Annotated in this window: 17 protein-coding genes; 4 read left to right on the top strand and 13 right to left on the bottom strand. The window is 61.5% G+C overall.

The genetic code is table 11. From position 1 onward, the window contains the following. Nucleotides 1-2: 2 nt before the first annotated feature. From AB1286_RS31475 to AB1286_RS31505, 7 genes are all read right to left on the bottom strand, one after another. Complete coding sequence (locus AB1286_RS31475; RefSeq protein ID WP_430367103.1) at nucleotides 3-1367, bottom strand: virulence factor; 1365 nt, start codon at nucleotides 1365-1367, stop codon at nucleotides 3-5. Continuing rightward, entirely contained in the window at nucleotides 1361-2695 is a 1335-nt protein-coding gene (locus AB1286_RS31480; protein ID WP_430367375.1) for a virulence factor, read from the bottom strand. Before AB1286_RS31480 ends, AB1286_RS31475 begins: the two co-directional genes overlap by 7 nt. An 11-nt stretch (nucleotides 2696-2706) precedes the next feature. Continuing rightward, complete coding sequence (locus AB1286_RS31485) at nucleotides 2707-4071, bottom strand: virulence factor (RefSeq protein WP_430367104.1); 1365 nt, start codon at nucleotides 4069-4071, stop codon at nucleotides 2707-2709. Between the two features lie 208 nt (nucleotides 4072-4279). Continuing rightward, the gene (locus AB1286_RS31490; protein ID WP_430367105.1) at nucleotides 4280-4543 is read right to left on the bottom strand and encodes a PAAR domain-containing protein; all 264 of its coding nucleotides are present in this window, start codon (nucleotides 4541-4543) and stop codon (nucleotides 4280-4282) included. A gap of 101 nt (nucleotides 4544-4644) precedes the next feature. Then, on the bottom strand, nucleotides 4645-6324 hold the full coding sequence (locus tag AB1286_RS31495; protein ID WP_430367106.1) for a type VI lipase adapter Tla3 domain-containing protein: 1680 nt from the start codon (nucleotides 6322-6324) through the stop codon (nucleotides 4645-4647). A gap of 2 nt (nucleotides 6325-6326) precedes the next feature. Then, entirely contained in the window at nucleotides 6327-8483 is a 2157-nt protein-coding gene (locus tag AB1286_RS31500; RefSeq protein WP_430367107.1) for a T6SS effector phospholipase Tle3 domain-containing protein, read from the bottom strand. 19 nt (nucleotides 8484-8502) lie between these two features. Then, nucleotides 8503-11277 carry a type VI secretion system Vgr family protein gene (locus AB1286_RS31505; protein ID WP_430367108.1) on the bottom strand — a complete coding sequence of 925 codons (2775 nt, stop codon included), beginning with the start codon at nucleotides 11275-11277 and terminating at the stop codon, nucleotides 8503-8505. Between the two features lie 448 nt (nucleotides 11278-11725). Here AB1286_RS31505 and AB1286_RS31510 point away from each other — a divergent pair, with 448 nt between their 5' ends. After that, nucleotides 11726-12268, top strand: a complete 543-nt coding sequence (locus AB1286_RS31510) for a hypothetical protein (protein WP_430367109.1) — start codon at nucleotides 11726-11728, stop codon at nucleotides 12266-12268. A gap of 58 nt (nucleotides 12269-12326) precedes the next feature. On the opposite strand, the gene AB1286_RS31515 is transcribed toward AB1286_RS31510, so the two are convergent. The 6 genes from AB1286_RS31515 to AB1286_RS31540 form a co-directional block, all read right to left on the bottom strand. Then, on the bottom strand, nucleotides 12327-14714 hold the full coding sequence (locus AB1286_RS31515) for a GNAT family N-acetyltransferase (RefSeq protein ID WP_430367110.1): 2388 nt from the start codon (nucleotides 14712-14714) through the stop codon (nucleotides 12327-12329). Nucleotides 14715-14817: 103 nt separating this feature from the next. Continuing rightward, entirely contained in the window at nucleotides 14818-15948 is a 1131-nt protein-coding gene (locus AB1286_RS31520) for an ABC transporter permease (RefSeq protein ID WP_430367111.1), read from the bottom strand. Between the two features lie 59 nt (nucleotides 15949-16007). Beyond that, on the bottom strand, nucleotides 16008-17144 hold the full coding sequence (locus AB1286_RS31525) for an ABC transporter permease (protein WP_430367112.1): 1137 nt from the start codon (nucleotides 17142-17144) through the stop codon (nucleotides 16008-16010). A gap of 28 nt (nucleotides 17145-17172) precedes the next feature. Continuing rightward, on the bottom strand, nucleotides 17173-18171 hold the full coding sequence (locus tag AB1286_RS31530; protein WP_430367376.1) for an ABC transporter ATP-binding protein: 999 nt from the start codon (nucleotides 18169-18171) through the stop codon (nucleotides 17173-17175). Between the two features lie 20 nt (nucleotides 18172-18191). After that, on the bottom strand, nucleotides 18192-19115 hold the full coding sequence (locus AB1286_RS31535) for an ATP-binding cassette domain-containing protein (RefSeq protein ID WP_430367113.1): 924 nt from the start codon (nucleotides 19113-19115) through the stop codon (nucleotides 18192-18194). Beyond that, on the bottom strand, nucleotides 19112-20134 hold the full coding sequence (locus tag AB1286_RS31540) for an HlyD family secretion protein (protein ID WP_430367114.1): 1023 nt from the start codon (nucleotides 20132-20134) through the stop codon (nucleotides 19112-19114). The genes AB1286_RS31535 and AB1286_RS31540 overlap by 4 nt, the downstream gene beginning before the upstream one ends. Nucleotides 20135-20287: 153 nt before the next feature. On the opposite strand from AB1286_RS31540, the gene AB1286_RS31545 reads away from it, so the two are divergent. From AB1286_RS31545 to AB1286_RS31555, 3 genes are read left to right on the top strand one after another with little or no spacing between them, the layout of a single operon-like run. Continuing rightward, complete coding sequence (locus AB1286_RS31545) at nucleotides 20288-21565, top strand: efflux RND transporter periplasmic adaptor subunit (RefSeq protein WP_430367115.1); 1278 nt, start codon at nucleotides 20288-20290, stop codon at nucleotides 21563-21565. A gap of 17 nt (nucleotides 21566-21582) precedes the next feature. Beyond that, nucleotides 21583-23688, top strand: coding sequence for an ABC transporter permease (locus tag AB1286_RS31550; RefSeq protein WP_430367116.1), 2106 nt, complete (start codon nucleotides 21583-21585; stop codon nucleotides 23686-23688). Continuing rightward, nucleotides 23681-25192 (top strand): efflux transporter outer membrane subunit, encoded by a 1512-nt coding sequence (locus AB1286_RS31555; protein ID WP_430367117.1) that lies wholly within the window; start codon nucleotides 23681-23683, stop codon nucleotides 25190-25192. The genes AB1286_RS31550 and AB1286_RS31555 overlap by 8 nt, the downstream gene beginning before the upstream one ends. Nucleotides 25193-25250 lie beyond the last annotated feature (58 nt).

Below are 25250 nucleotides of genomic sequence, written 5' to 3' on the forward strand. Positions count from 1 at the left end.
GATCACCAAGACAAGCCCTGCTGCGAATATTTCTCGTCGTAGCGACGGCCCCACCAAGGCAAGTACGCGTCGTTCCCGCCGCGAGCCCGGAACCAATCGGCGCTGGGATCGATCGGCACGATTTGCTGCGGTGGCGTTACCACCACAGCAATTGGATGCTCGACGTCCGTTGTGCCCGCCACCAGCACATGCTCGCCCAAATGATTTGCGCGACCGATAGCCAGCACGACATCGGTCAGCGCCGTGCCCGCTCCCATCTCACCCAGCAGCCCCGGCGTGTTGAAGGTCTGCTTTTGGAAGTCGAACTCCGGCAGCATCTCAGTGAGCGTGCGGCCCAGCGTGCCGATCCGCGACGACGCAACATCGTTGCCTTTGCCTGCGTCGTGAATCACGTAGTTGAGATCGGTTACGGATACGTTGGCATTCTGAGCAGCAGCAGCAATCGTCGCTTTCCACGCTTCAACTGCACGCGTCGTCCCTGCTTTAGCCTCGTAGTCGTGGACATTGCCGGTCGCTGCCCGGCCGATCCATGCAACCGGCGCTCGCTCGGTCTTCACATCAGCGCCGGCCAAGAACAACAGCACCATGTTTTCGTTGATCTCGCTGTCCTTTGGCGGGTAACTCGGAGCGTCCCAATTCATCACCCACACGCTCTTGCTCGGGTTGGCCTGAAGGTAGTTGAGTGCCGCGTTTAGCGAGGTGAAGCCTGCGTTGGGACCACCAGGCATCACATGGACGTCGGGCGGGGTGTCCTTGCTCCAAAGGTCCTTAGACCAGACGTTACCGATGTTGAATTCACTTACGATCTCGCTGCGCAGATAGTCGCGCGCCTTCGCAGGGTCAAGGCGGCCGGTCGGAATAGCAAACTCGACGTGGATACCAGCCAGTTCACGCCACTGCCTTTTGTCCTCTTGCGCAACCGTGTAGAAGTATTTCTTGTTCATCACATATCGCTCGCCGAACAGCAGCAAAAGCTGCTTGACATACTTCTTATAATAGCCCTCGAAAGTTTCCACTCCGTCCCTGCCGTCTGAGATGGCAAGTACAGGCTGAAGTGAACTGTATTTCTTCGGATTTGTTCGCACCATGTCGTCGTTATGGTTCGGTTTGACTATGCCCATCGTCCACAGAACCTGCCACTCGGTCGGATAGTCGCGCCGCTGTAGCGGATTGAGCCATTCAAGCCCCACGACCTGCGCTACAAACGGTTTGCCCGTGGCCGTTGTTGCAGGTACCGCCAATGTATCCCCGCGAAGCGGGGCCGCCTGCGCGCGCTCCGGAACCCATGCCGTCAGTAGCAGCAATACGGCAAAGGCCAACACGACCAGCGGCATCACCAGCCGCTTCATCACTTTCACCATCACCATGACAAGCCCTGCTGCGAATATTTCTCGTCGTAGCGGCGGCCCCACCATGGCAGGTAAGCGTTGTTTTCGCCGCGGGCGCGAAACCAATCGGCGTTGGGGTCGATAGGTACGATTTGCTGCGGCGGGGTGACCACCACTGCAATCGGATGCTCGACGTCCGTTGTGCCGGCGACCAGCACGTGCTCGCCGAAGTGATTCGCACGGCCGATTGCGAGCACGACGTCGGTCAGTGCGGTGCCTGCGCCCATCTCGCCCAATAGCCCCGGTGTGTTGAAGGTCTGCTTCTGGAAATCGAACCCCGGCAATGCCTCGGTCAGCGTGCCAATCCGATACGATGCTGCATCGTTGCCCTTGCCCGCGTCGTGAATCACGTAGTTGAGGTCGGTCACGGCGATGTTAGCGTTCTGCGCAGCGGCGGCCATCGTCGCCTTCCACGCGTCGACTGCGCGCGTCGTCCCTGGTTTAACCTCATAGTCGTGCACATTGCTCGTCGCAGTCCGGCCGATCCATGCGAGCGGCGCTCGTTCGGTCTTCATATCTGCGCCGGCGAGAATCAAGAGAGCTAGATTCTCGTTGATCTGGCTATCCTTCGGCGGGAAGCTCGGTGCGTCCCAATTCATCACCCACACACTCTTCTTCGGGTTCGCCCGAAGGTAATCGAGTGCTGCGTTCAGCGAATCGAAGCCTGCGTTGCGACCGCCTGCGGTAATGCACACATCAGGCGGGGTGTCCTTGTTCCATAGATCCTTCGACCAGACGTTCCCAATATTGAACTCGGAAATGATCTCTTTGCGCACGTATTCATGAGCTTCGGCAGGATCGAGGCGTCCCGCGGGGATCGCGTATTCGAGGTGGATACCCGCTAGTTCGCGCCACTGCCTTTTGTCCTGCGACGCGACTGAGTAAAAGTACTTGGGGTTCATCACATATCGTTCGCCGAAGATCGTAAAAATCTTGTCGACATACTTGTGATGAAAGCCTTTGAAGGTTTCCTGTCCCCGGACTCCGTTGGCAATTCCAGCTACCGATTGGAGCGTGGCAAAACTCTTGGGATCCGTGCGCACCATGTCGTCGTTGCGATTTGGCTTGACGAGCCCCATCGTCCAGAGGATCTGCCATTCAGTCGGATAGTCGCGGCGCTGCAACGGGTTCAGCCATTCGAGCCCCACCACCTGCGCCACGAAGGGCTTGTCCGCACCGGTCGTCGTGGTTTCTTCCGATGCTGTCTCGCGAAGCGTAGCCGCTTGCGTGCACTCGGGCGCCCACGCCGTCAACAGTAGAATCACGACAAAAGCCAGCATGGCTGACAGCATCATCGATCGTTTCATCGCTTCCGCGCTCACCAAGACAAGCCCTGTTGCGAGTATTTCTCGTCGTAGCGGCGGCCCCACCATGGCAGGTATGCATTGTTCTCGCCGCGCGCGCGGAACCAATCTTTGTCCGGGTCAATCGGGATCAGCTTTTCGGGCGGCGAAACAACTACCGCCGTCGGGTGCTTCGCATCGGTTGTGCCGGCAACGAGGATATGCCCGCCTAGATGATTAGCGCGGCCGATTGCAAGCACCACGTCCGTCAATGCCGTGCCCGCACCCATCTCGCCAAGCAGCCCCGGCGTGTTGAAGGTCTGTTTCTGGAAATCAAATTCCGTCAGCGTTTCGGTCAATGTGCGGCCAAGCGCGGCGATGCGCTCGGATGCTGTGTCCGGTCCACGGCCTGCATCGTGAATCACGTGGGTGATGTCGGATACTTTGGCACCGGCGTTGTGTGCCGCGGTGTCGATCGCGGCTTTCCATGCCTGCGTGATACGCGTCGTGCCGGCTTTCACTTCGAAGTCATCGGTGTTCGTCGTGGCTGCGCGACCGATCCATGCCAGAGGATCGCGACCTGTGTCCATTTGCGGCCCGGCGAGGATCAGTAGAACCATGTTCTCGTTCATCTGCATATCTTTCGGAGGGAAGCTCGGTGCATCCCAGTTCATCACCCACACGCTTTCTGTCGGATGTGATTGCAGGTAGTCGAGCGCCGCATTCAATGAGGTGAAGCCAGCGTTGGGGCCACCGGGGGTTACATGCACGTCGGGTGGCGCGCTTTTGGACCAGAGGTCTTTGAAGTTCGGGTTGCCGATATCGAAATCCGAGATGATCTCCTCGCGGAGATAGTTGCGCACCTCTACCGGATAAAGCCTATCAACCGGAATCGCATATTCGACATGAATGCCCGCGAGTTCACGCCACATGCGTTTGTCAGCGGGCGCGACCGTATAAAAATAATGCGGATTCATTGCATAGCGATCACCAAAGAGCAGAAGCAGCTTTTCCACGTATTTCATGTGGAATCCCTTGAATGTTTCTTTCCCAAAGACTCCATTCGCAATGCCGGCCACTGGCATAACAGAAGTGAAGCTCCCGGGATCGGTGCGGACCATATCGTCATTGCGGTTGGGCTTCACTAGTCCCATTGTCCATAACGGCTGCCATTCAGTCGGATAGTCACGCCGCTGCAACGGGTTCAGCCATTCGAGTCCCACTACCTGCGCTACAAACGGTTCACCCGTGGCCGTCGTTGCGGGTCCCGCCGATGCACTCCCGCGAGGCGTAGCGGCCTGCACGCGCTCCGGAACCCATGCCGTCAAGAGCAGGAAGACCAAAAAGGTCAACACGCCCGGCAGCATTAGCGGCCGCTTCATCGCTTCCACCATTTCCATCACAAGCCCCATTGCGAATAATTCACGTCGCAGCGGCGGCCCCACCGCGACAGGGTTAGGCACTCGACGTGTAGATCCGCAGGATGCTCACCGGAAATGAGGGGTTGCGCCGAGACTTTGGGATAACCCCATACGAATCTATAAAGCGAGTCGCGCGGTCTTGCCGGCTCGCGTTCGTATTCAAAGAGGAAGTTGGTCGATGCAGCCGTCATAGACGTCCCGAAGCAGGGACGCTCGAAATCAGCGTCGCGCCACAGGAGGTTTTATGGCCATCGAAGGCGACCGCACGTCCGTCGATCAATACTTGCTCATCCCCTTCGACAATCACACAGTGATCGTGCCCGGACATCGGGCAAGTGCATTCGTCGCCCACACAAGCGACTGCCTTGCCCAATACCGTCGATTGCTCTCGGCCTGTTTGTACGGTACCGCCGTGCGATGTTGAATCGCCGATGCGAATGACTCCGCGCATTTTTCTCTAGAACTCTCAATGCCCAATGTCCAAGCGGCGTTAGGACATCGAATTCGTTGATTGTCCCCCGCCGGCTTGCGCACGGCGAAGGACCTCTTGCCTTAGAACGGCGTACGTCCGCCATGCTGTTGCTGCCATGCGGCTCTCGTAGCCGCATCGGGCGGGCTGATCATCATGATCGTCGCGTTGCCGTCAGGTCGGCGGTTGATCGTTGCGCTCGCCCCACCTTCCTTGTAACTCGCCATCAGCCCCAAGCCTAGCTGCACCATCGGTGAACTCACGCCCGTGTTTCCGATGCGGCGGCCGATGTCGTATCCCTGCTTCACGTCGCCGATGTCGGGCGCCTTCGTGCCTTCCTGTGAAAGCGCTTGAGTTATGGGAATAGCCCATTGGCGATCACCGGTCGTGTCATAGAACACGCGCTTGGGTTCCGTCGTCGGCTCCAATGTCCCGAGTGCCGACGTCCACCCATTCTTGAGTGCGGTGATCTGCTCCGAGTTGGGCAATAGTTTGCCGTCGCCGTTCGTCAGTTTCACGTCCACGGGGCGATGCAGATACCCGATCAGGGGCAGATTGTCGAACTGCTCGACTTGCCACGTTGTCCAGCGGATCGGGAGGTACAGCGTGGGCTTGAAGTCGCCTGGTCCTTTGTTGCTGATCTGCTTCCAGAACGCGGGCAATTGATTTTGCCACCAGCTAGCCCTCATGGTGTTAACTGGGCTCGGGTCATCGAAGCCTTGATCTTTCATCTCGTTGATGTACGACACACGAAAGCTGTCGGGTCCTCGGTCATCGCTTTTAGCCCAATAGTAATTCCATAGCCGCGTAACGTCGTATTGCGTCGTGTCTTTGTCGATCGCCGCGGACTGATCGACTGCGAATGGACGGATCAGCTTATCCACTCGGTCAGAGCGAGAGACGAATATACCTACGATGCTGTTCGGGATCGTCGGGACCATGCGGCCCTCGGGCATACGTCCCCCAGGCCCGACGAGATAACGCATGACGTCACCGTCCTCGCAAAAAACAAGAACAGCGGGAACATCGGGATGCTTATCAAAAAAATCAAAGAGCCTCGACACCATAGCGGGGCCATCGTTCGTGTTGGCGTCGTCGGACCATAGAAAAAGATGAACACCGAGTCCCGCCTGTTGCCGATTCCCCGATATATCAGCAGCAGCGCGATAGTCGTTTTTAGGGTCCCTCGGGGGGCCCCAAATTATTGTCGGGATGGGCCAGTATTCAACAGCGTGACCGGCTGCCTCGCGGAACGCCAAGCCAGTCAGCTGCGCGTAATCCGTAAGCCGCATGTCCGCCGAATCTGGGTAATCGTTCTCGCTCTGCGACAGGAATGACGAAAAATTGTCGGCCTTCTGCTCGATCTTTTCCCAAATCTCGTGGTTAACGTCCCGATTCACAACCACGCCTAGACTACGCGCTTCGAGGACATATTTCGCACCGGAGGAAGATAAAATTGCTGGTGCCGACGCAGCCTGACGATCAGTGGTAGGCGTATTCGTTGACCGCCCCTCCACCGCATCTTTTCCTCCTTTCTGGCTCAACAGCGAGCTGCCCCATACCGCTGCATATCCCAATGCGAGCAGGGCGGCTACGGCCAAGACCCCATTGCGAATTTTGTTGCCCATAGGCTCCATCAGACCTGTGGCCTGCCAATGTTGATAGTTTTCGTACATCGTAAATGCAATCCACGCGAGAGCGAGCGCCACCAATGCGCCCAGCCAAGGCCACGCGCGCGGTCGAGTGACTGTTACCTGGCTCATATTCATACCTTCCGCCCGTCGGTGACCAGGGGCGGGGCAGTCAGGGGAACGATGGCCTCCGGTGGAAATGCGCCATTTTGATAGTAGTCTGCCGTTGCCGCGATGAGATCTTTCACAGGCTTAGACAAGCGACCATAGTTCGGATTGGCTTGCAGTTGCTTCAGATTCACGACGGTCAAACGCCAATCCGCCATCCGGATCAGCAAGTCTCGCCAATCCGGATCGTCAAGCATGGCCCCCTGTCCAATCGCGACATCCATCGCAGTCACCCACCGATGATTCTCCGAACTCGCCAAGATGGCCGAATGGTAACTGTTCTCGGACCGCGCACTCTCGTCCCTCTCCATTCGAGCGCGAACCTCGTTCGGCGTTTCCTCGCGCTCGACGGTGTACGGCTCCGTGATGCCAAGAACGCGCCAGTTATAAGAATGGTCACTCTCGTCCGGGCTCTTCGAATTGAATGCGCTCTTATAAGTTTCCAGGTTAGGCTGAACAACCGTGCGGGCGACGAAGATCCACTTGAACGATGCAGCTTGATTCCCCAGAGCGACATTCTTTGCAACTTCGTCGGGCTTGAACAAGCCGGCGCGATCCGCATACCCTGGCCTCGAGCCCCCTTTCACCACTTCTCCACCGTACATCTCCGGCGCGTGGGGAGGATTCAATTGCTCGCCATTGATGTTGCGCATGTCGTTGCGCTTATGTGAGGTCGTGCTAACCGCGCCGACCAAGAGGCCCAGCCCCGCATCCGGCCCTACGGCCAGCCGTTGATACTGATCGCGGATAGCCATATGACCCGGCTTAGTACCGACCAAGACCGGCTGCATCTTGCCGTCCCCGGCATCACGTTCTAGGCGAGTCCACATGCGCTGATAGAAGCGCATGTTTTTCAGGCGGTCCATAGCCGGGACCACCTGATGGTTCTTAAGATGAAGTTCGTCGGGCATGCCGTAAGTGCCGATGCCTTGTATGCTGTCCAAGCCTACGGTTGTGTCCTCGGGACAGAAGTACAAGTAGACCTTGCCACGGTTGTCCCGCTCGTCGAACGTAACCCAGTTTCCGTGCTTATCCTTGCGCTTCCCCTGGGTCCCGGTCCAGCCCGGACCGGCTCTCCCGCCGTGCCGTTCGCAATCGAACAGAAGCTCGGCTAGGTGCGGGGTTGCGTAAGGTGTGTTCGTCACCTCGTTCACGATGTCGACGAACGTTTTCAGCGTCGCTAGCGGCGTCTGCGTCGTCCCGTCCGTCTCGCGCACGCTATACGGTGTGTCGACGATGATCGCGCAATCGGCGCACCGATGACCGTCTTTGCGCAGCAAAGCCTGGGCAAGCAAGGTGATAAGCGATCCTTGACTGTGCGCGATGATGGTAATGGTCTCGTTTGCTGCATTGGCATCGCCCAATTTAACCCCGCTTTCAACTTGCTCGCCCCGGATCGTACGAATTAGAGCTGCGAGGCGATGCGCCGCGAGCACGAAGTAATGCCGGTCGGGCGAATCGCCGATATAACTGTACGGTCCGGCGAGCCCTGAGTTCGTCAGAAAGCGCTCTTTGCGTCCCGTTTTAAACCCTTCCCCATACATGTCGGGGATATTGGTTGTCGCGTTGTCAAAAAAACCGCCTTCCTTGGCGAAATGTGCATCGAGGCGATTGCCTTCCTTGTCTTGGTACTGGCCTCGAGTGACGATATACTCACCCTTCGTATCCTCGCTGGCAACTTTTCCAGCGTCGCCTTTCTTCGCAATTTCATTGTTTGCGGCTCGATACCCCCAATAGAAGGGAATAAAGATGCTCCGGGTCTCTTTGGGGATCTCCGAGCGTAAGAATTCGAACGAGTCGGGATCGTAGAAGATATCTGCGTCCGCCGTTCCTAACTGGCGCTTCTCCTTTTGAGCCGTTTGAAAGGCTTCTTTTGCCCTTTTAAAACGCTCTCCATATCGCCCCGGCCGCAAGTCGGTCCGCGACAACCGTTCGTTCAGCCCCTGGCAGAGCCCTTTCTCGATAGGCTCATAGGTAACCCCAGGGTCATTCACTCCATGCAGAAAGATCACCACCCCAGGCCGGGCCGGAGGCACTTCCACATCGCGCGGCCCAGGCCGGCAAGTCATCGTGACCGCATTCGCCTGCGCAATCACATTGTTAGCGTTCGTCGTCTCAGCCATTTCGTCTTTACTACTCCGCTCAGTTCGTCGGCTTCAGAATGTCGATCTTGAGAATGCGCATCGCCTCGTCCTTCACGACTTCGGTCAATCCATTCGCATCGCTCTTCCCTTCGATCACACGTCCATCGTCCAGCGTGATCCGATACGGCTTATTCGCCGCAGCCACTTTCTCGCCGTCGGCGCCGGCGGGGTAATGCAAACGGAACCGCTGATCCGTTGGCGCATTGGTGAACGCCGACTTTGCCGCTTGCTGCGTAGCCGGCCCACCCCATTTGTGCGAAGCCGACAGCAGATTGATGTCGCCGTTTGTGCCGAGCGTCACCCCGCCGCCGATCTTGATATAGCTCCCATCCTCGGCCACGAGCCGTATCGTGGGTGCCGTCACCAGCACTTCGTTTTCGTTCGTGCTAATCGTCACGCCCTTTTGCGCATTGACCGTCAACGTGTCAGCTTGCGCCTGGAGCAGCACGGGCCCTTCTCCTGCAATAGCCTGCACGCCCTTGCCGCGCGCGAACAGTTGCATGCCTTGTCCGGCTGTCGCATTCAAACGTTGGCCGCTCATCAGCTGAAGGTGTTGCTGCGCGACCTGATCGATGTTTTCGCCGGAATAGGTCACGTGCGTCTTCGGTGTCACTTGCACCGAGCCCGCCTCCGCGCCGAACGCCATCAAGCCTTTCGCGCCACCGGTGCCCGACGGTTGCCAATCCTTGAACGCATCGGCCAACGCTTTTTGCCCCACGACATCCGCCGCTTGACCGCCATGCTGGCCAGCATAGTCACCAAGCGACTTGAAAAGCTCCATACACTCGCCGAGCAACTGATTCAATTCGTCGCGATCGAGCTGATGTCCTTGGGCTTTGTTGCGAGCGTAGGTCGTCAACAAAATGCCCTTTGCCGCGCGCAACGCAGCGGCGGCATCGGTGCGCACTTCCGCCCCCTCGCCACGCGCCTCGCCGACGCCGTTGGTTCGTGGATGCGTCAGAAAACCAAGGTTCACCTCGCTCGCCTCGTGCTCGCTCCCCAACTGGACGCTGATTTCGCTCGGCGTGTCATCCAAGCGCAGTTGGTTATACCTTCCGCCCTTTACCTCTCGCGTCTTCACCCCGGATACAAAACGATTCCCGGGCAACGCACCGGTGTTGGTGAAGGTCGCCGGCATATTCGTCCCGCCGTGGAACACGCCGGCCACATAGATCTTGTCGGGATCGCCCGACAGAAAATCGAGGACCACTTCCATCCCCTTGCGGGGAAGCCAGTTCTCGCCGAAGTTGTCCCCGGCCAGGCCCGTCATAACCCGGACCCAGGCGCTATCGCTTTGAGTGCCACTCGTCCCCGCGCCGTTAGCGTGCTCATGATCTTTCGGATCGAGCCCTTGCAACTGCACTTTGATCTGTCCGTACTCGTTGCAAAAGACTTCCTCACCATCCGGCGTCACGACGACGCCGATAATCGGATGAACGCGCGGAAGATCGACGTGAGGATCGTACGCGGGTATGAGTGGCATCGAACGCGGCACACCGCTGAACGTATTCTCATACCGCGCTTGGGTCGAATCGCCAAAGACAGAAGGACGTTTCGGCGTATCCACCGAAACGGGTGGTGGATCGAACGACCAGCGGCTTGCGGTGAACAGCGCCTGCGCTTGCTCGTGCAGATCTTTCGGTAGGTTGTTCTCGGCGCGATGATGCAAGCTCGTGATTGTGAACCGGCGATCGTCGTGCGACGAACCGGGCTCCGCGGCAAGCCCCGTCACCTCGATCCATTCACCGATTGCGAGATCTCGAACCCCGCTCGCACCGTCGACATGCGCAGCACGGGTACCGTGAGACTTGACGCGCGCAAGACCGAGTTGATCGTAGTGCGCCCACGAATCGGCGATATGCGGCACATCGAGTCGAGAATCCATCAGTAACTGGCCGAGATCGTTACCGGCCTTGCCCTGATCGAGATTGGTCGATCCTTGCACACGGTCCATTTGGCCGCGTTTGTGGTCCCAACTAAAGCGGCGTATCGATCCCGGCACAAGCTGCCTAGCGACGCAAAGCAGCGTGATGGCGTCTCGCTCCCCAATCGTCGCATCCGGTCGATACGCCACCGAGCCGACCGCGGATCGACTCAGTTTGATCGCGTTGTCGTACAGAACGAGCGTGTGTGCCGTCTCACCCGCTTTGCCGGGATCCTTCTGCCCCGGTTTGCCGGCGCGCATAAACCATCCAATACCTTCTCGTCGGCATAACCGTCGAATGAACGCTGCATCGGATTCATCGAACTGAACGGTCTGTTCTCTAGCTGGAAGCTTCGCTCGATCAACATTCGAGACATCGAGATAAAAGGCGTCGGCTAGAACCGCGCTGTTTTGCCGCCACTCTCCGACTAGCGTCTGAATGATGTCCAGCACATTGCTTTGCCGGAAAATTCTCGTATTTATGCGGCGTTCGAGAATCGATAGGGCGTCTCGGATAAATAGCTGGTAGGTCGAGAGTGAATTGTCCGATTCCCCCTCGCGGGCGTCGACGATGATGCCGTTGATCGCGTGCAACGCACCTTGGTCGGTGACGAGCTGCACCGAGACAGGCAAGCCGATAAAGGCGGTGAGGGGTATGCCGGCGTTCGTCGAGATGCAAGATACGCGGCCGTCTATCCCACCGAAAACGCTTTCACGAATGTCGACGCGTTGAGGCAGCACGACATCCTCGAGTTGTTCCTGATGCTCACCAAATTGGAGACGGACTACCCGATTCTTTTGAGACGGAAGCGCCCCGAATGGCACGCGCCGCAGGTCTGCGTAGTTCACGACGTATTCTCTCGCTGGAAATACACGCAATGCGCATTTAATATCCGCCCACCGCGATCAAATTAGCTCGCCCGAGAAGAATGATTCAGCGGGCGGAAGACGGAAATTTATCAGGCACGAACAGATGCGTCAAAGAAATGAAAGAACAAGGAAATATTTCAGAAAGCAATAGAATTTAGGAAATAAATGCCGATGACGCGCATTATCTAAACGTCTACCCAAGCTTGGATTCCCTTGCGCTCCTGCGCTCGCAGCGCCCCGTCTCGCTCGTTCGAGATCCCGAGCCGCCGCAAGCATTGAATTGGGTCGTTGCCCACATGCCTTCGCGCTGCTGCCCGGGGAAACTTCCAACACCCTTCCCCTGCCCCCCACCCCCACAGCCTGCTAAAATAGCGGCCCTTCAAAAAAGCGCGCGCAGCCTCCGTTGCGGGCGCGGTCGTTCGATCTCATGGCAAAACTTCTGACTGACACCGAATTCCAACGCTTTTCCGAACTCCAGCAAAAGCAAGCCAGCTTCAGCATCACGAGCGAAGAAGCCGATGAGCTGCGCGGCATCGTCGAGCGCGCGCAGCAAAAGCGCGACGACCGCGCCACGGCCATGCAAGCCATCGAAGCCCACATCGTGCAATTCGAAATCACGCCCGACGAGCTGTTCTCGCCGGATCAGATCGCCGAAGCGGCTCGTGCATACGGGCTCATCGCTGCGACGAAAAAGGAACGCACGCTGCCGCCCGCGCTGACGCACAACGGCAAGACGTACCAGTGGACGCGCGCGTTGCCCGACGACATTCGCATGCCGCTGTTCGATGCCTTCAAGGCGGGGCAGTCGATCAAGACTTTCTTGGCTACGCCGAAAGATACGGCGCGCAACGCAGCGACGATTGCCCGCCTCGAAAAGGAAACGGGCGCGGTCTATGCCGATAACTGGCTCGAGGAGCTTTCGATCCAGCGTTCGCTCGTCGACGAAGCGGCCGCTAAGCTCGCCGCTTAATCGGTCGCCCAAATAGATCTACCGGCCGCATCGGCGGCCGGCCTCTTGCAACGCTGAATCACGGCGTAGGCCGTGGTTCTTGCAAAGGCATCCGCACCTCGACGACGGCGGGATCCGCCGTCGAACGCACTTCGAAGCCCAACTTCTTGACGAGCCCGAGCATCGGCGCGTTCTCGCGCAGAACCTCGCCGACGATCCAACGCGTACCGCGCGAACGAACGTAAGCCACCATCCGCTCCATCAGCATTCGGCCTAACCCCCGCCCTTTCAAATCCGAGCGCAGCGCCACCGCGAATTCGGCACATTCGTTGTCGGGATCGGTGATCGTCCGCACGACGCCCAGCGTGTTCGTCCGGCCACCGTCCTCCGTCGTCGCAATCAACGCCATCTCGCGGTCGTAGTCGATCTGCGTCATCCGGGCGAGTTGCGTATGGTCGAAGGCGCTCACCGCGCCAAAAAACCGCAGCCGCAAGTCGTCAGGCGTCATCGCCGCGATAAGCGCGCTGTGAGCAGCCTCGTCTTCCGGACGGATAGGCCGTATCGTCAATTGCCGGCCGAGCCAATCGACCTTTTCCTCAAGTTGCCGTGGATACGGCACGATCGCAAGCCGCCCGCGCACCGCGCCGAGCCCAACGCGCGGTGCAACGAGCCACGTGTGGGACCGCGTCACCCTGAGCGTCGCCGTCAAACGCACGATCGGCTCCACGCAACAAACGGCTTCCGACAGCAAGGTCAACGCATCGAGGACGGGTCCAACCGGCGCGAGCCGCGCATACGGCGAGCGCGAGACGATTTCGCGCGCGAGCACGGGATTGAGCGGAGGGAGGCCGAAGGCCGCGAACGGGGCCGACAAGCCATCGGCAGCCGGCGCAATAAACTCGAACACAGGGCCGAAATCGGGATCGTCGCGCAGACTTACGGCGACATCGACGACATGCTCGTCGTCGCCGACCGCATCGCGCAAAGCGGGAGTGTCGCTTTCATCTACCGTCAATCCGAAGCCGCGCAGCATCCGAGCCGCTTCCTCGCCCGCAAGCTCGGTCCGCCCCGCTTCGAGTGCTGCTCTCGCCTGCGCCTGTGCGGCTTCGATCGACGCCGGCACCTGCGCGGGCAGCCCCTCGGGCGTCTGCATCAAAAGCTCACGACCCAGCCGGTAATCGGCCAAACGCGCGAACGCGCGCGCAAGCCGATGCGGCGTCGAATGCACGGCAATCCCATGCGCGCGCAGCGCATCGCGCGTCGTTTCGTCCACGCCACCGAAGAAACACGCGAGCAGCCCACGGTAGGCGAAACGCTGCCGCTCGATCAAGACGCGCGCGACGTCGGCCACAGGTGCGCTCAGCGTCGAGGCATGCACGACAAACGTGGTGCCCGTTTCGCGATGCGGCGCGAGCGCTTCCAAGGCGAGCCCGAAATGCTCGGGCAGCGCATCGTTGCCGAGCACGAGCGGATTGCCGGGCACGGCGTGAGGCAACGACGCGGCCACCGACGCCGCCGCCGCACCCGGCCATTGCGCGAGTGTCGTGCCGGCCTGTGCGAACGCATCGGACGCCAGCGACGCCACGCCGTAATCGCTCGTCACGAGCGTGGCGGACGAACTCGCGGCGATGCGGCCGACGCCGAGCGTTTCGATTTCGTCGATGAGATCGTCGAGCGATTCGACGCGCACCATGCCCGCGCGCCGAAACGCAGCGGCGAACAGTGCATCGCGGGGATCGGCGCGGCCCGTGCGTAAAACGAGCACGGGCTTGTTGCGCGCAGCGGCGCGCGCCGCCGACATGAACTTGCGCGCCGCACGCACGACGGACAGTTCGAGCAAGATCGCGCGTGTCCCGGGATCGCTCGCGAGATAGTCGAGGACGTCGCCCGCATCGACATCGGCTTCGCCGCCCAATGCGATCGCATGGGAAAAGCCCAAGCCGCGGGCCTGTGCCCAGCCCAACACGGCATTCGTCAACGCATTCGATTGCGAGACCCACGCCACGCCGCCCGCCTTAACGGTCGAGGACGGCGCGCCCAAGTGCGCGTTCAACGCAGGCGTCACGACGCCGACGCTGCCCGGCCCAACGATCCGCAGCAAGTAGGGCTTCGCCGCGCCGAGCGCGCGCGCGAGATCGGGCGAAGCCGCCTCGCGCCTCGTATCGCTGACGATAATGGCGGCGCGCGTGCCGAGCCGGCCGAGCTTGTCGACGATCTCGGGCCAGGTATGACTCGGCGTACAGATCAGCGCGACGCTCGGCGGTTCGAGCAGATCGCCGACGTCGGTGAAGACCGCACACCCATCGAGGTCGGCGTACTTCGGATTGACGGGCCAGACGGGGCCTTCGAACCCGCCGGCCAGCACCTGGCGCCAGACTTTCGAGCCGACGCTTTCAGGCCGGGCCGAGGCGCCGACGACAGCGACCGACTTCGGTCGGAACAAGACATCGAGGTTGCGTACGGTCATAGCTGCGCACACCTAGCGGAAAAGAGGGAAGAAGCCACGTCGGGCGCCCGTCGCTGCCTCGTTAGGATAGGCGATACCCGCGCCCCGTGCGCACGCGGCCGCATCAATCCAGCGACTTCCGGAAACGCAGCACGCTTGCGGTCAGCATGGCCAACGCCAGCAAACCCATCGCCGCGAACTGCGGCCAGAGCGCCTCGAATCCGACGCCCTTGAGAAACACCGCGCGCAGCACGACGAGGAAATAGCGCAGCGGATTAAGGTACGTGAGCCATTGGAGCACGCGCGGCATGGCCGAAATCGGAAACGCGAAGCCCGACAAAATAAAAATCGGATTGACGAGAAAGAAGTTCAACGCGAACGCCTGCTGCTGCGTGCGCGAGAATGTCGAAAGCAACAACCCGAGGCCGATGACGGCGCAAAGAAACAGCACCACCCCAGCCATCATCACAAGCGGGCTGCCGACGAACGGCACGCCGAACCACGCTACGCCGAGGGCAGTCACGAGCGCGACGTCGCCTAACCCAATCAAAAACGAGGGCACGGTCTTCCCGAGAATGAACTCCACGGGCCGGATCGGGCTCACCATGATCTGTTCGAGCGTGCCGACTTCGCGCTCGCGCACGACGGCGAATGCGGTGAGGCTGACCACCTGTAGCAACGTCAGCGTGCCGACAACGCCCGGAATGAAGAACCATCGATCGTCGAGTCCGTCGTTGAACCAGGGTCGCTCGCGCATCGCAACGGAGACGACCGGCGCCGCAATGCCGCCGCTCGACGGCCATGCGGCCGCAACGCGATCGCTTTGATACTGGGCCACGATGTTGCTGACGTAGCCGAGTGCGATCAGCGCGGTGTTCGAATTGGTGCCATCGACGAGCACTTGCAGCGGCGCGCCGACGCCCTGCCCGAGCGATTGCGCGAAACCTGCATGAATGACGACGGCGACTTGTACGTTGCCGGCATCGAGTTCATGCGCGATCTCCTTTTGCGATCGAGCGAAATCGACGATGTCGAAGCGGCCGTTCGCCGTGAAGCGCGCAACCAAATCGCGGCTCGCTTGCGTGCCGTCCAGATCGAGCACGGCCGTGGCGACGTGGCTCACGGTAAACGTCGCCGCGTAGCCATAGACGAACACCTGCATCACGAGCGGCACGACGAGTCGAAACAGCGCCCACTTGTCGCGTTTCAATTCGAGAAATTCTTTGACGAGCATCGCGTAAATGCGTTCGAACATCGACAGCTCCTACTCGCTCCATGCGTCCTTAAGTGAGGTTCCTAGCTCAATTACCCAATTCAATCGAGATGCTTTCGAAACGCGCGCACGCTGAGCCAACCGATGACGAGCGCATAGAGAGCGAGCGCCGCGATCGGAATGGCAAGGTCGATCAACGTACTGCCTTTCAGAAACACCGACCGTAAGATCGTCACGTAATATCGCGCGTAGACCAGTAACGTCACCGCGCGAATCGGCGCGGGCATTTGTTCGATGGCGAAGGTGTAGCCCGAGAGCATCGTCGTCGGCAGCATCGTCAGCAGCAACGCGACTTGACTCGCACCGAGTTGGCTGTGAATACGCACCGACATCAAATATCCGATGCCGAGTACGACCAGCGTGAAGAGCGCCGTCGTAGCGGCCAGCGTGAGCAAACTTCCTCGAAACGGCACGTGAAACCAATAGACCGCGCCGACGATGCAAAAGACGGCGTCGGTAAAGCCGATCGCGAAGTAGGGAATCAGTTTGCCCAGCATGAGCTCGAGGGCCGTGACCGGCGTCGAGATGAGCTGCTCCATCGTGCCGCGTTCCCATTCGCGCGCCACCGTCAGCGAAGTCAGCTGCGCGCCGACGAGCGCGAGAATCACTGCCACCACCCCCGGGATGATGAAGTTGCGGCTATCGAGCCCTTCGTTGTACCAAACGCGCGGTTCCAAATCGACAGTGCCCACGGACGGCACACGCATCCCGTGATCGGCAGCCCAGCGCGTTTCGAAATCGGCCGTCGTTTTAGCGATGACGCCCTGTGCATAGCCGATCGCAATGTTCGTCGTATTCGTATCGGTCGCATCGAAAACCGCCTGCACGGAGGCAACGCCGGTCGTCGTCAGCACACGCGTGAAATCGACAGGAATCGTCACGACACCCGCGCAGCGCCCATGATCGATCGCCTCGCGCACCGATCGCTCGCTCGTCAGCGCACGCTGCGGAGCGAACCAGCCCGATGCGACGAAGCGCTCGACGAGTTCGCGGCTTGCCTGGCTTTGTGCTTCGTCGCGCACGCACAGCGGTACCTGCCGTATGTCGAGGCTCACGCCGTAACCGAGCAGCAGCATCTGCATCAACGGCATGAGCAACGCGATGGCGAGGCTGCGCGAATCGCGCCAGATTTGCAGCGCTTCCTTGTAGGCCACTGCGAGCAGGCGGCGCAGCTTCATGTGCCCTCCCTTGCTCGGGCCGAGCCGGTCACGATGCCCCCTTTGCACTCGCGCGCGAGACGAGTTGCACAAACACGTCCTCTAACCCCGGGCGAATCGGCACGAATGGGCCTGCCTCGATACCCTTGCTCGCGAGCCATGCCGAGACGGCCGAGGCACTCGATGCGGCGGCCGTCCCGGGTGTATCGGCAAGCAGCACATGCAGCTTGTCGCCGAAAATCGCCCCGTCGAGCACGCCGGGCGCGTCGCGCAGCACGGCGACGGCCTCGCCGAGCGACGGACACGCGCATTCGTAGAGCAAGCCGCCCAATTGCTCGCCGCGCAGCTCGTTGGGGCTGCCGACGGTGATGAGACGGCCTGCGTCGATCAAGGCGATGCGATTGCAGTATTCGGCTTCGTCCATATAGTGCGTGGAAACGAGCACCGTGACGCCGTCTCCCGCGAGTTGATGGATGAGGTCCCAAAAGCGCCGCCGCGCTTGCGGCTCCACGCCCGACGTCGGTTCGTCGAGGAACAACACCGGCGGCCGATGCAAAATCGCACAGCCGAGTGCGAGGCGCTGCCGCCAGCCGCCCGCCAGCGTTCGCACGAGCGTATCCTCGCGCCCTTCGATGCCCGCCATTTCGATAGCGAAGCGCATTCGTTCGTCGAATACCGCACGCGGCACGCGATAAATGCCCGCGAAAAAGCGCAAATTCTCGCGACAGGTCAAATCCCCGTAGAGAGAAAACTTTTGCGACATGTAGCCGATGTGCGTGCGCACGATCTCGGGCTCGCGGGCGACATCGAAACCCGCCACCGATGCACTGCCGGCGCTCGGCGCAAGCAGCGCGCAAAGCATGCGAATCGTCGTGGATTTGCCGGAGCCGTTCGGCCCGATGAATCCGACGACCTCGCCTTTCGCGATCGTGAGATCGAGCCCGTCGACAGCGGTGAAATTGCCGAAGCGCTTCGTCAACCCGCGAGCGATGACGACTGGCGGTTCGGACGTCGTCGGCTTACTCGTCCCGGCCGAGTCGGGCGGCATGGAAGCGGTCGTCGCGGCGCTCATCCGGTATCTCCGACCAGCGCGACGAATATGTCTTCGATGCCCGGCTCGATCGTTTCGATCGACGTGTGATCGATCGCCGCGGCGCTTAACCGCGCTTCCAATTCGGCGCTACGCGATACATCGTCGACCCGCACGTGTACGCGGTCGCCCATGAGCAATACGCCAAGCACACCGGGTGCAGCCGCCAGCGCGTCGCGGATGGCCCGAGGCGCCGCACCGGCGATCGCCAGCAACGCACCGCGCAAATTGCGCTTGAGCGCATCCGGCGTGGCGCAATCGCGCACCTCGCCCGCGTGCAATAAAGCGAGCCGAGAACACCGTTGCGCCTCGTCCATATAGGCCGTCGACATCACGATCGTCACGCCTTGATCGCGCAATTGATAAAGAATGGCCCAGAAGTCGCGCCGCGAGACGGGATCGACACCGGTCGTCGGCTCGTCGAGCAGCAAGACCTTCGGCGTATGGATCAGTGCGCACACGAGCCCGAGCTTTTGTTTCATGCCGCCGGACAATTGGCCCGCGAGTCGCTTTCTGAATGGCGCAAGCCCGGCCGCATCGAGCAATTGCGCCATGCGTACGCGATAGTCTTTGCGCGGCACTTCGAAGAGTTCGCCGTAGAAAAACGCGTTCTCGTCGACGGTCAAATCTTCATACAAGCCGAAGCGCTGCGGCATGTACCCGAGTGCGGTCTTGGCGCGTTCGGGATCGGCGGCTACGTCGATGCCCTCCAATACGATCCGCCCCGTGTCGGGATGCAATACACCCGCAAGCATGCGGATCAGCGTGGTTTTGCCCGCGCCGTCGGGCCCGACGAGCCCGAAGATTTCGCCGCGTTCGACGGCAAGCGTCACGTCGCGTACGGCTTGCAGTTCGCCGAACCGCCGCCCTACGTGCTCGATGACGATCGCCGCCTCGTTCATTGCCCGCTCGCGCGCGCCGCGATCGAACCATCGGCCGGCATTCCCGGCAGCAACTCATGCGTGGGATTGTCGATGTCGATTCGGACACGGTAGACGAGGGTGACACGCTGCGCATGCGTCTCAACGGTTTTTGGCGTGAACTCCGCTCGGGGTGAGATGAAACTGACTCGGCCGCGGTAGATTTTGGCCGGATAGGCGTCGGTCGTAACATCGACCGCCTGCCCCAGTCGAATACGTCCTACGTCCATCTCGTTCACGTAAGCCCGCAGCCAAACATGATCGAGTTCATCGAGCGTAAGTAGGGCCACGCCCGGCCCGGCCAGTTGCCCCAATTCGGCTTCCCGAACCGTAATGACACCGTCGAAGGGCGCTCGCAGCTCCGCATAGGAGAGCGTCGTTTGGTCGAGGGCGAGCTTGGCGCGCGCCGCCTCGACATTGGCTGTCGCCAACACGACGGCGTTGCGGGCCACATCGACGAGCGCCTGATCGTGCGCAAGCTGCGCCGCCGACTGCTCGCGTGCCGTCAATGCCAAATCGCGGGCCTGCTGAGAGACGGCCTGGTGCTTGGCGAGCGTATCGGCGCGCATGTAATCGAGCTGCTTTTGCGCCAAATCGAAGCGATCGCTGGCAACGCTGCTGGTCGCGGCCGCCAGCGTGCTGCGATTCGCGTCGACTTGCGCCGACTGCACTGCGAGCGTGGCCCGATCGATGTCGACCTGGCGCCGGTAGAGCCGATCGTCGAGCCGAGCTAAAACGGTGCCGCGCGCAACGCGCGCGCCCTCGTCGAACGGCAAATAGACGATAGGAGCCTGCACTTGCGTCACGCTGAGCACGCTTTCGTGCGCCTCGATGTTGCCCGAGACGACGACACGCTCCGGCACACCGGCCGAGCCGAATAGCGATGGCCAACGCCATGCCCCGTAAGCGCTTGCCGCCACGGCCAATGCGACGAACGCCCACAAGAGGATAGAGTGCGCGCGCAGCCGCGCGCGCCAGCGCGTGACGAAATGAGGGTCCATGCAGGCACTGTACGCACGCTCGGGCGGCGAACGTTTGATACGCGTCAAGGCCCCGGGGCATAGGCGCGCCGATGATGGTTGCATCGGGGCATGCAGCCCGGCGGGCGATCGGCGCTCGCGGGAGCCGAGGTCTCGTCGACAAAGAGGGATTTCGTGTCGAACGTTCGAACTGCCGCTAGCGATGGGACTGCCGTCCGCGAGACGGGCTCGGGCAATCCCGCGCCCGAGGCGGGTTCGCAGCGCCCGACGCATCGGCGCAAATACGTCGGCTACTTCGCCGCCGCAGCAGCCGTCGTCGCAGCGGCGGGCGCCGCATGGTGGTTCGCGACGCGCCCCGCTCCCCGGTATTACGTCACGCAGCCCATTACACGCGGCGACATCTCGCATTCGGTCAGCGCGACCGGTACGGTCAATCCGGTCTTGACGATCATCGTCGGCAGCTACGTGTCGGGCGTCATCCAGCAACAGTTCTGCGACTTCAACACACAGGTTCGCAAGGGACAGCTATGCGCCAAGATCGATCCGCGCCCCTACCAAGCGCTCGTCGATCAGGCCCGCGCGGATCTTGCCAATGCACGCGCGCAAATCTTGAAAGATCGCGCGCAGCTGGCGTACACGAAGAGCGCATCGGCGCGCAACGCGACGCTGCTGCAACACGGCATCGTCTCGCGCGACACGGCCGACAATGCGCGCAGCGCATACGAACAGGCGCAAGCGCAAGTGGCCGTCGATACGGCCGTGATCGCGCAGCGTAGCGCCGGGCTTCGTACGGCGGAGGTCAATCTCGATTACACGAACATCGTGTCGCCGGTCGACGGCACCGTCGTTTCGCGCAACATCACGATCGGACAAACGGTCGCCGCCAGTTTCCAAACGCCGACGCTCTTTCTCATCGCAACCGACCTCACGCAAATGCAGGTTGACGCGAATGTCAGCGAAAGCGACATCGGCGGTCTGCACGAAAACACGCCGGCGACATTCACTGTCGAAGCGTATCCGAAACGTCGCTTCGAGGGCCACGTGGTGCAGGTTCGGCAAGCGCCGCAAACGGTTCAAAACGTCGTCACGTACGACGTGGTGATCGGCGTACGCAATGCCGATCTGAGCCTGAAGCCAGGCATGACGGCGACCGCGCGAATCGTCCTCGCCACGCGCCAACACGTGCTGCGCGTGCCCGATCCGGCGCTGCGCTTCACGCCTTCTGGCGTATCGCCGTCGTCCAAGCTTCCCGAGCTACCCGCGGGTGCAGTTCGCATCTGGGTCTTGCGCGACGCTCACCCGGTGGCGGTGACGGTGACGACCGGTCTAGACGACGATTCGTACTCCGAAGTAACGAGCGGCGACATTCGTGAAGGCGATACCGTCATCGTCGGCGAGACGGCGGGCAACGCAGCCGCGCCGGGCGTCGCCGGGCCTCGGCTTCGTGCCTGACGCTCGCGAGGTCCGCCATGAGCGAAACGGTCGTTGAACTGACGCATGTGACGAAAATCTACGCCGCGGGCGGCACCGAGCTGCGCGCGCTGGATGACGTGAGCTTGACGATCGAGCGCGGCGAGTTCATTGCCATCATGGGTTCGTCGGGCTCGGGCAAATCGACGTTGATGAACGTCCTCGGCTGCCTCGATCGGCCAAGCGGCGGACGTTACGTCCTCGAAGGCGCCGATACGGCCAGCCTTGCCGAACCCGAACTCGCGCGCATTCGCTCCAGCCGCATCGGCTTCGTGTTTCAAAGCTTCAATTTGCTCGCACGCACGAGCGCATTGGAAAATGTCGCCCTGCCGCTGTTCTACGCGGCCGGCGGTCCGGCCAATCATGCCGAGCGGCTCGAACGCGCCCGCGCGGCACTGCGCTTCGTAGGCCTGAGCGAGCGCGAAGGCAACTGGCCCAGCCAGCTTTCGGGCGGTCAACAACAGCGCGTCGCGATCGCGCGGGCGCTAATCGGACGCCCCAGCATCGTGCTCGCCGACGAACCGACCGGCAATCTCGACACGCGCACGTCGCACGAAATCATGGTGATGCTGCGCACGCTCAACCGCGAGCAGGGCGTTACGCTCATCGTCGTCACGCACGAACCCGATATCGCCCAATACACGGATCGCGTCGTCACCATGCGTGACGGCAAAATCGTCTCCGACGAGCGCCGCGTCTCGGCACCTGCCCAGAGCGCCGCCTCCGATACGGCGCTGCCTCCTTATATGGCCGCCGGGGTCGCTGCCGCGCCGGCAGGCCCGACCGGCCCCGCCACCGCCGGCTTTGCGAAGATGACGTTCTCGGCCGCGGCGCTCGCGCTTTGGCGCAACAAGATGCGCTCGGCGCTCACGGTGCTGGGCGTGTTCATCGGCGTCGCCGCATTGATCGCGATGGTCGCGATCGGACAAGGCGCGAACGAAGCGGTGCGCAAGCAGATAGAAAGTCTCGGCACCAATCTGCTCGTCGTCGTTCCGGGCGCCACGACGGCAACCGGCGTGCGCGCCGGCTCGGGCAGCGCGTCGACGCTGACCGTCGACGACGCGCGCGCGCTCAAACGCGACGCGTCGGCCGTCAGCACCGTGAGCTATCTGATTCGGCAGTTGGGGCAGGCCGAGTATGGGGGACGAAACTGGTCGACCAATATTCAGGGGATCGCGCCCGCCTACTTGGACATCACGGGTTGGCATATCGCCTCCGGCCGGGCAGTAGACGAAGACGACGAGCGCGATGCAACGATGGTCGCGCTCATCGGGCAAACCGTGTATCAGCAGCTCTTCGGTGCGGCGGAAAACCCCATCGGCGCAACGATCCTCGTCAAAGGCGCGGCGTTGCGCGTCGTCGGCCTACTCGCTCCCAAAGGCCAGACCGCTTACGGCCAAGACCAAGACGACGTCATCATCATTCCGTTCAGCAGCGCCGAGCGCAAAGTCCTCGGCGTAGCCGTCCCAAGTCAAGCGCAGACGAACGCGAATACTAATTTCCCGCCCGTACCGAACCCGTACGGCACGCCGCCGAGGTTGACCGGATACGTCAATCAAATCTATGTCCAAGCCGCGAGTCCGCAACTCGTTCAAACGGCCATCGCGCAGGTGACCGATACGCTACGGCGGCGCCATCGCCTGCGCGCCTCGGACGACAACGACTTCGCCGTCCGCAACCTAAGTCAGATCGCACAAACGGCCGAGGGCAGCAGCCGCATCATGGCGCTCTTGCTGGCCGCCATCGCATCGATCTCGCTGCTCGTCGGCGGCATCGGCATCATGAACATCCTGCTCGTATCGGTCACGGAGCGCACGCGCGAAATCGGCCTGCGCATGGCGATCGGCGCGCGGCGTCTACACGTTCTGCTGCAATTTCTGATCGAAGCCGTCTTTTTGAGCGTAAGCGGTGGCATCGGCGGGATCGTCTTCGGCATCGCCGTATCGGAACTGGTGACGGTTATCGCTCGCTGGCCGACGCTGCTCTCGCCCGCTGCCATCGTCGGCGGCTTTGCGTTTTCGGCAGCCGTCGGCGTCTTCTTCGGCTACTACCCGGCGAAGAAGGCGTCGCGGCTCGACCCCATCGAGGCCCTGCGCTATGAATGACTGCTCGATATCGGCGCCTCGCCTGCGCTGCGCCACTCTGTGGGCTCTCATGTTGCCGGCCTTGGCGTTGACGCTCTCCGGTTGCATGGTGGGTCCCGACTTTAAGCGTCCCGCGCCGCCCGATGTCGCCGGTTACGTTGCCGGTCGAACCGAGCTGCCCACGGCAGGCCCGGCCGACCCCGCGCAACAGCTGCATTGGGGAGCGGACATCGATCGGCGCTGGTGGTCAGCGTATCGTTCGCAGGCACTCGACGAAACGGTTTCGCAAGCAATCGCCGACAACCCCACCCTCGACACCGCGCGCGCTACGCTGGCCCAGGCGCAACAAGCGATTCTCATCGCCCGAGGCGGACTCTATCCGCAGGCCGATCTCGGGGCTAGCGCGCAGAGGGAGAGGATACGCAGCGGCAACGGCGCGACCTCTGCGACCACCAACCTGCTGGCTATCGGCCCTACCGTCAGCTATCCGCTCGATCTGTTCGGCGGCAAGCGGCGCGAGGTCGAGGCCCAGACGGCGCTGGCCGATTCTCAGCGTTACGCATTGGCCGCCGCGTACCTCGCGCTGACCGGCAATACCGTAACCGAAGCGCTGACGGCCGCCACCGTGCGCGAGCAACTGCGCGCGATCGCCGACATCGTCGCCGTCGACAAGCACAACCTCGAGCTCGTCTCGATCGAGCGAGAGGTCGGCAAAGCCGCGCTCAGCGACGAGCTCGCCGCACGCAGCCAACTCGCCGCCGATCTCGCACTCTCCCCGCCGCTTGAGCAACAGCTCAGCGCCGCCGACGATGCCCTGGCCATCTTGGTCGGCAAGACGCCCGCACAATGGCAGCCGCCGACCTTCGACTTCGCCATGCTGACGCTGCCGACCGAGGTGCCCGCCACGCTTCCGTCGACTTGGCTATTGACTCGTCCCGATGTCGGCGCGGCGCAGGCGCAGTTGCATGCCGCGAGCGCCCAGATCGGCATCGCGACGGCGGCGCTGTACCCGAACGTGACGTTAAGCGCGTCGTGGACGCAAGCCGCGGCATCGATGGGACCGCTCTTCGACGCCACCAACGGCTTGTGGACGGTTGCCGCGGCGCTGACGGCGCCGCTCTTTCACGGCGGCGCTTTGACCGCGCAAAAGCAAGCCGCGGTGGATGCATTCGACGCCCAGCTCGGCATCTACCGGCAAACCGTGTTGCAAGCGTTCGGCCAGGTGGCGGACACGCTCCGAGCGCTGCAACACGATGCCGACGCATTAGCCGCGCAACGGACGGCCTTGGATACCGCCCAGGCGTCGCTCCAGTTGTTGCAGGAAAGCTATCGCGTCGGCACGGCGAGCCTGGTGGATGTCCTCCAGGCGCAACGTCTCTATGCTCAAGCTCGGCTCGGCTACGCGAAGGCGAAAGGACAGCGCTATGTCGATACGGCGCAATGGTTCGCCGCAATGGGCGGGGGTGCGCCGCAATGGGCACAGCGCGAAGCCAGTAGCGCCGTGGGCCCGCACACGGCCCGTTGAGCCGATTCCGCGCTGTCATTTTTCAAAACGACGGCGAGAGGTTATGCGCATAAATGTT

This window comes from Trinickia sp. NRRL B-1857, assembly GCF_050470685.1.
Lineage (GTDB): Bacteria > Pseudomonadota > Gammaproteobacteria > Burkholderiales > Burkholderiaceae > Trinickia.

Bases quoted from the DNA above. Each gene is read 5' to 3' on its own strand.
- AB1286_RS31525 (WP_430367112.1), bottom strand. From the start codon at position 17,144: ATGAAGCTGCGCCGCCTGCTCGCAGTGGCCTACAAGGAAGCGCTGCAA.
- AB1286_RS31515 (WP_430367110.1), bottom strand. From the start codon at position 14,714: ATGACCGTACGCAACCTCGATGTCTTGTTCCGACCGAAGTCGGTCGCT.
- AB1286_RS31540 (WP_430367114.1), bottom strand. From the start codon at position 20,134: ATGGACCCTCATTTCGTCACGCGCTGGCGCGCGCGGCTGCGCGCGCAC.
- AB1286_RS31480 (WP_430367375.1), bottom strand. From the start codon at position 2,695: ATGAAACGATCGATGATGCTGTCAGCCATGCTGGCTTTTGTCGTGATT.
- AB1286_RS31495 (WP_430367106.1), bottom strand. From the start codon at position 6,324: ATGAGCCAGGTAACAGTCACTCGACCGCGCGCGTGGCCTTGGCTGGGC.
- AB1286_RS31550 (WP_430367116.1), top strand. From the start codon at position 21,583: ATGAGCGAAACGGTCGTTGAACTGACGCATGTGACGAAAATCTACGCC.
- AB1286_RS31485 (WP_430367104.1), bottom strand. From the start codon at position 4,071: ATGGAAATGGTGGAAGCGATGAAGCGGCCGCTAATGCTGCCGGGCGTG.
- AB1286_RS31520 (WP_430367111.1), bottom strand. From the start codon at position 15,948: ATGTTCGAACGCATTTACGCGATGCTCGTCAAAGAATTTCTCGAATTG.
- AB1286_RS31500 (WP_430367107.1), bottom strand. From the start codon at position 8,483: ATGGCTGAGACGACGAACGCTAACAATGTGATTGCGCAGGCGAATGCG.
- AB1286_RS31490 (WP_430367105.1), bottom strand. From the start codon at position 4,543: ATGCGCGGAGTCATTCGCATCGGCGATTCAACATCGCACGGCGGTACC.
- AB1286_RS31475 (WP_430367103.1), bottom strand. From the start codon at position 1,367: ATGGTGATGGTGAAAGTGATGAAGCGGCTGGTGATGCCGCTGGTCGTG.
- AB1286_RS31555 (WP_430367117.1), top strand. From the start codon at position 23,681: ATGAATGACTGCTCGATATCGGCGCCTCGCCTGCGCTGCGCCACTCTG.
- AB1286_RS31535 (WP_430367113.1), bottom strand. From the start codon at position 19,115: ATGAACGAGGCGGCGATCGTCATCGAGCACGTAGGGCGGCGGTTCGGC.
- AB1286_RS31530 (WP_430367376.1), bottom strand. From the start codon at position 18,171: ATGCCGCCCGACTCGGCCGGGACGAGTAAGCCGACGACGTCCGAACCG.
- AB1286_RS31510 (WP_430367109.1), top strand. From the start codon at position 11,726: ATGGCAAAACTTCTGACTGACACCGAATTCCAACGCTTTTCCGAACTC.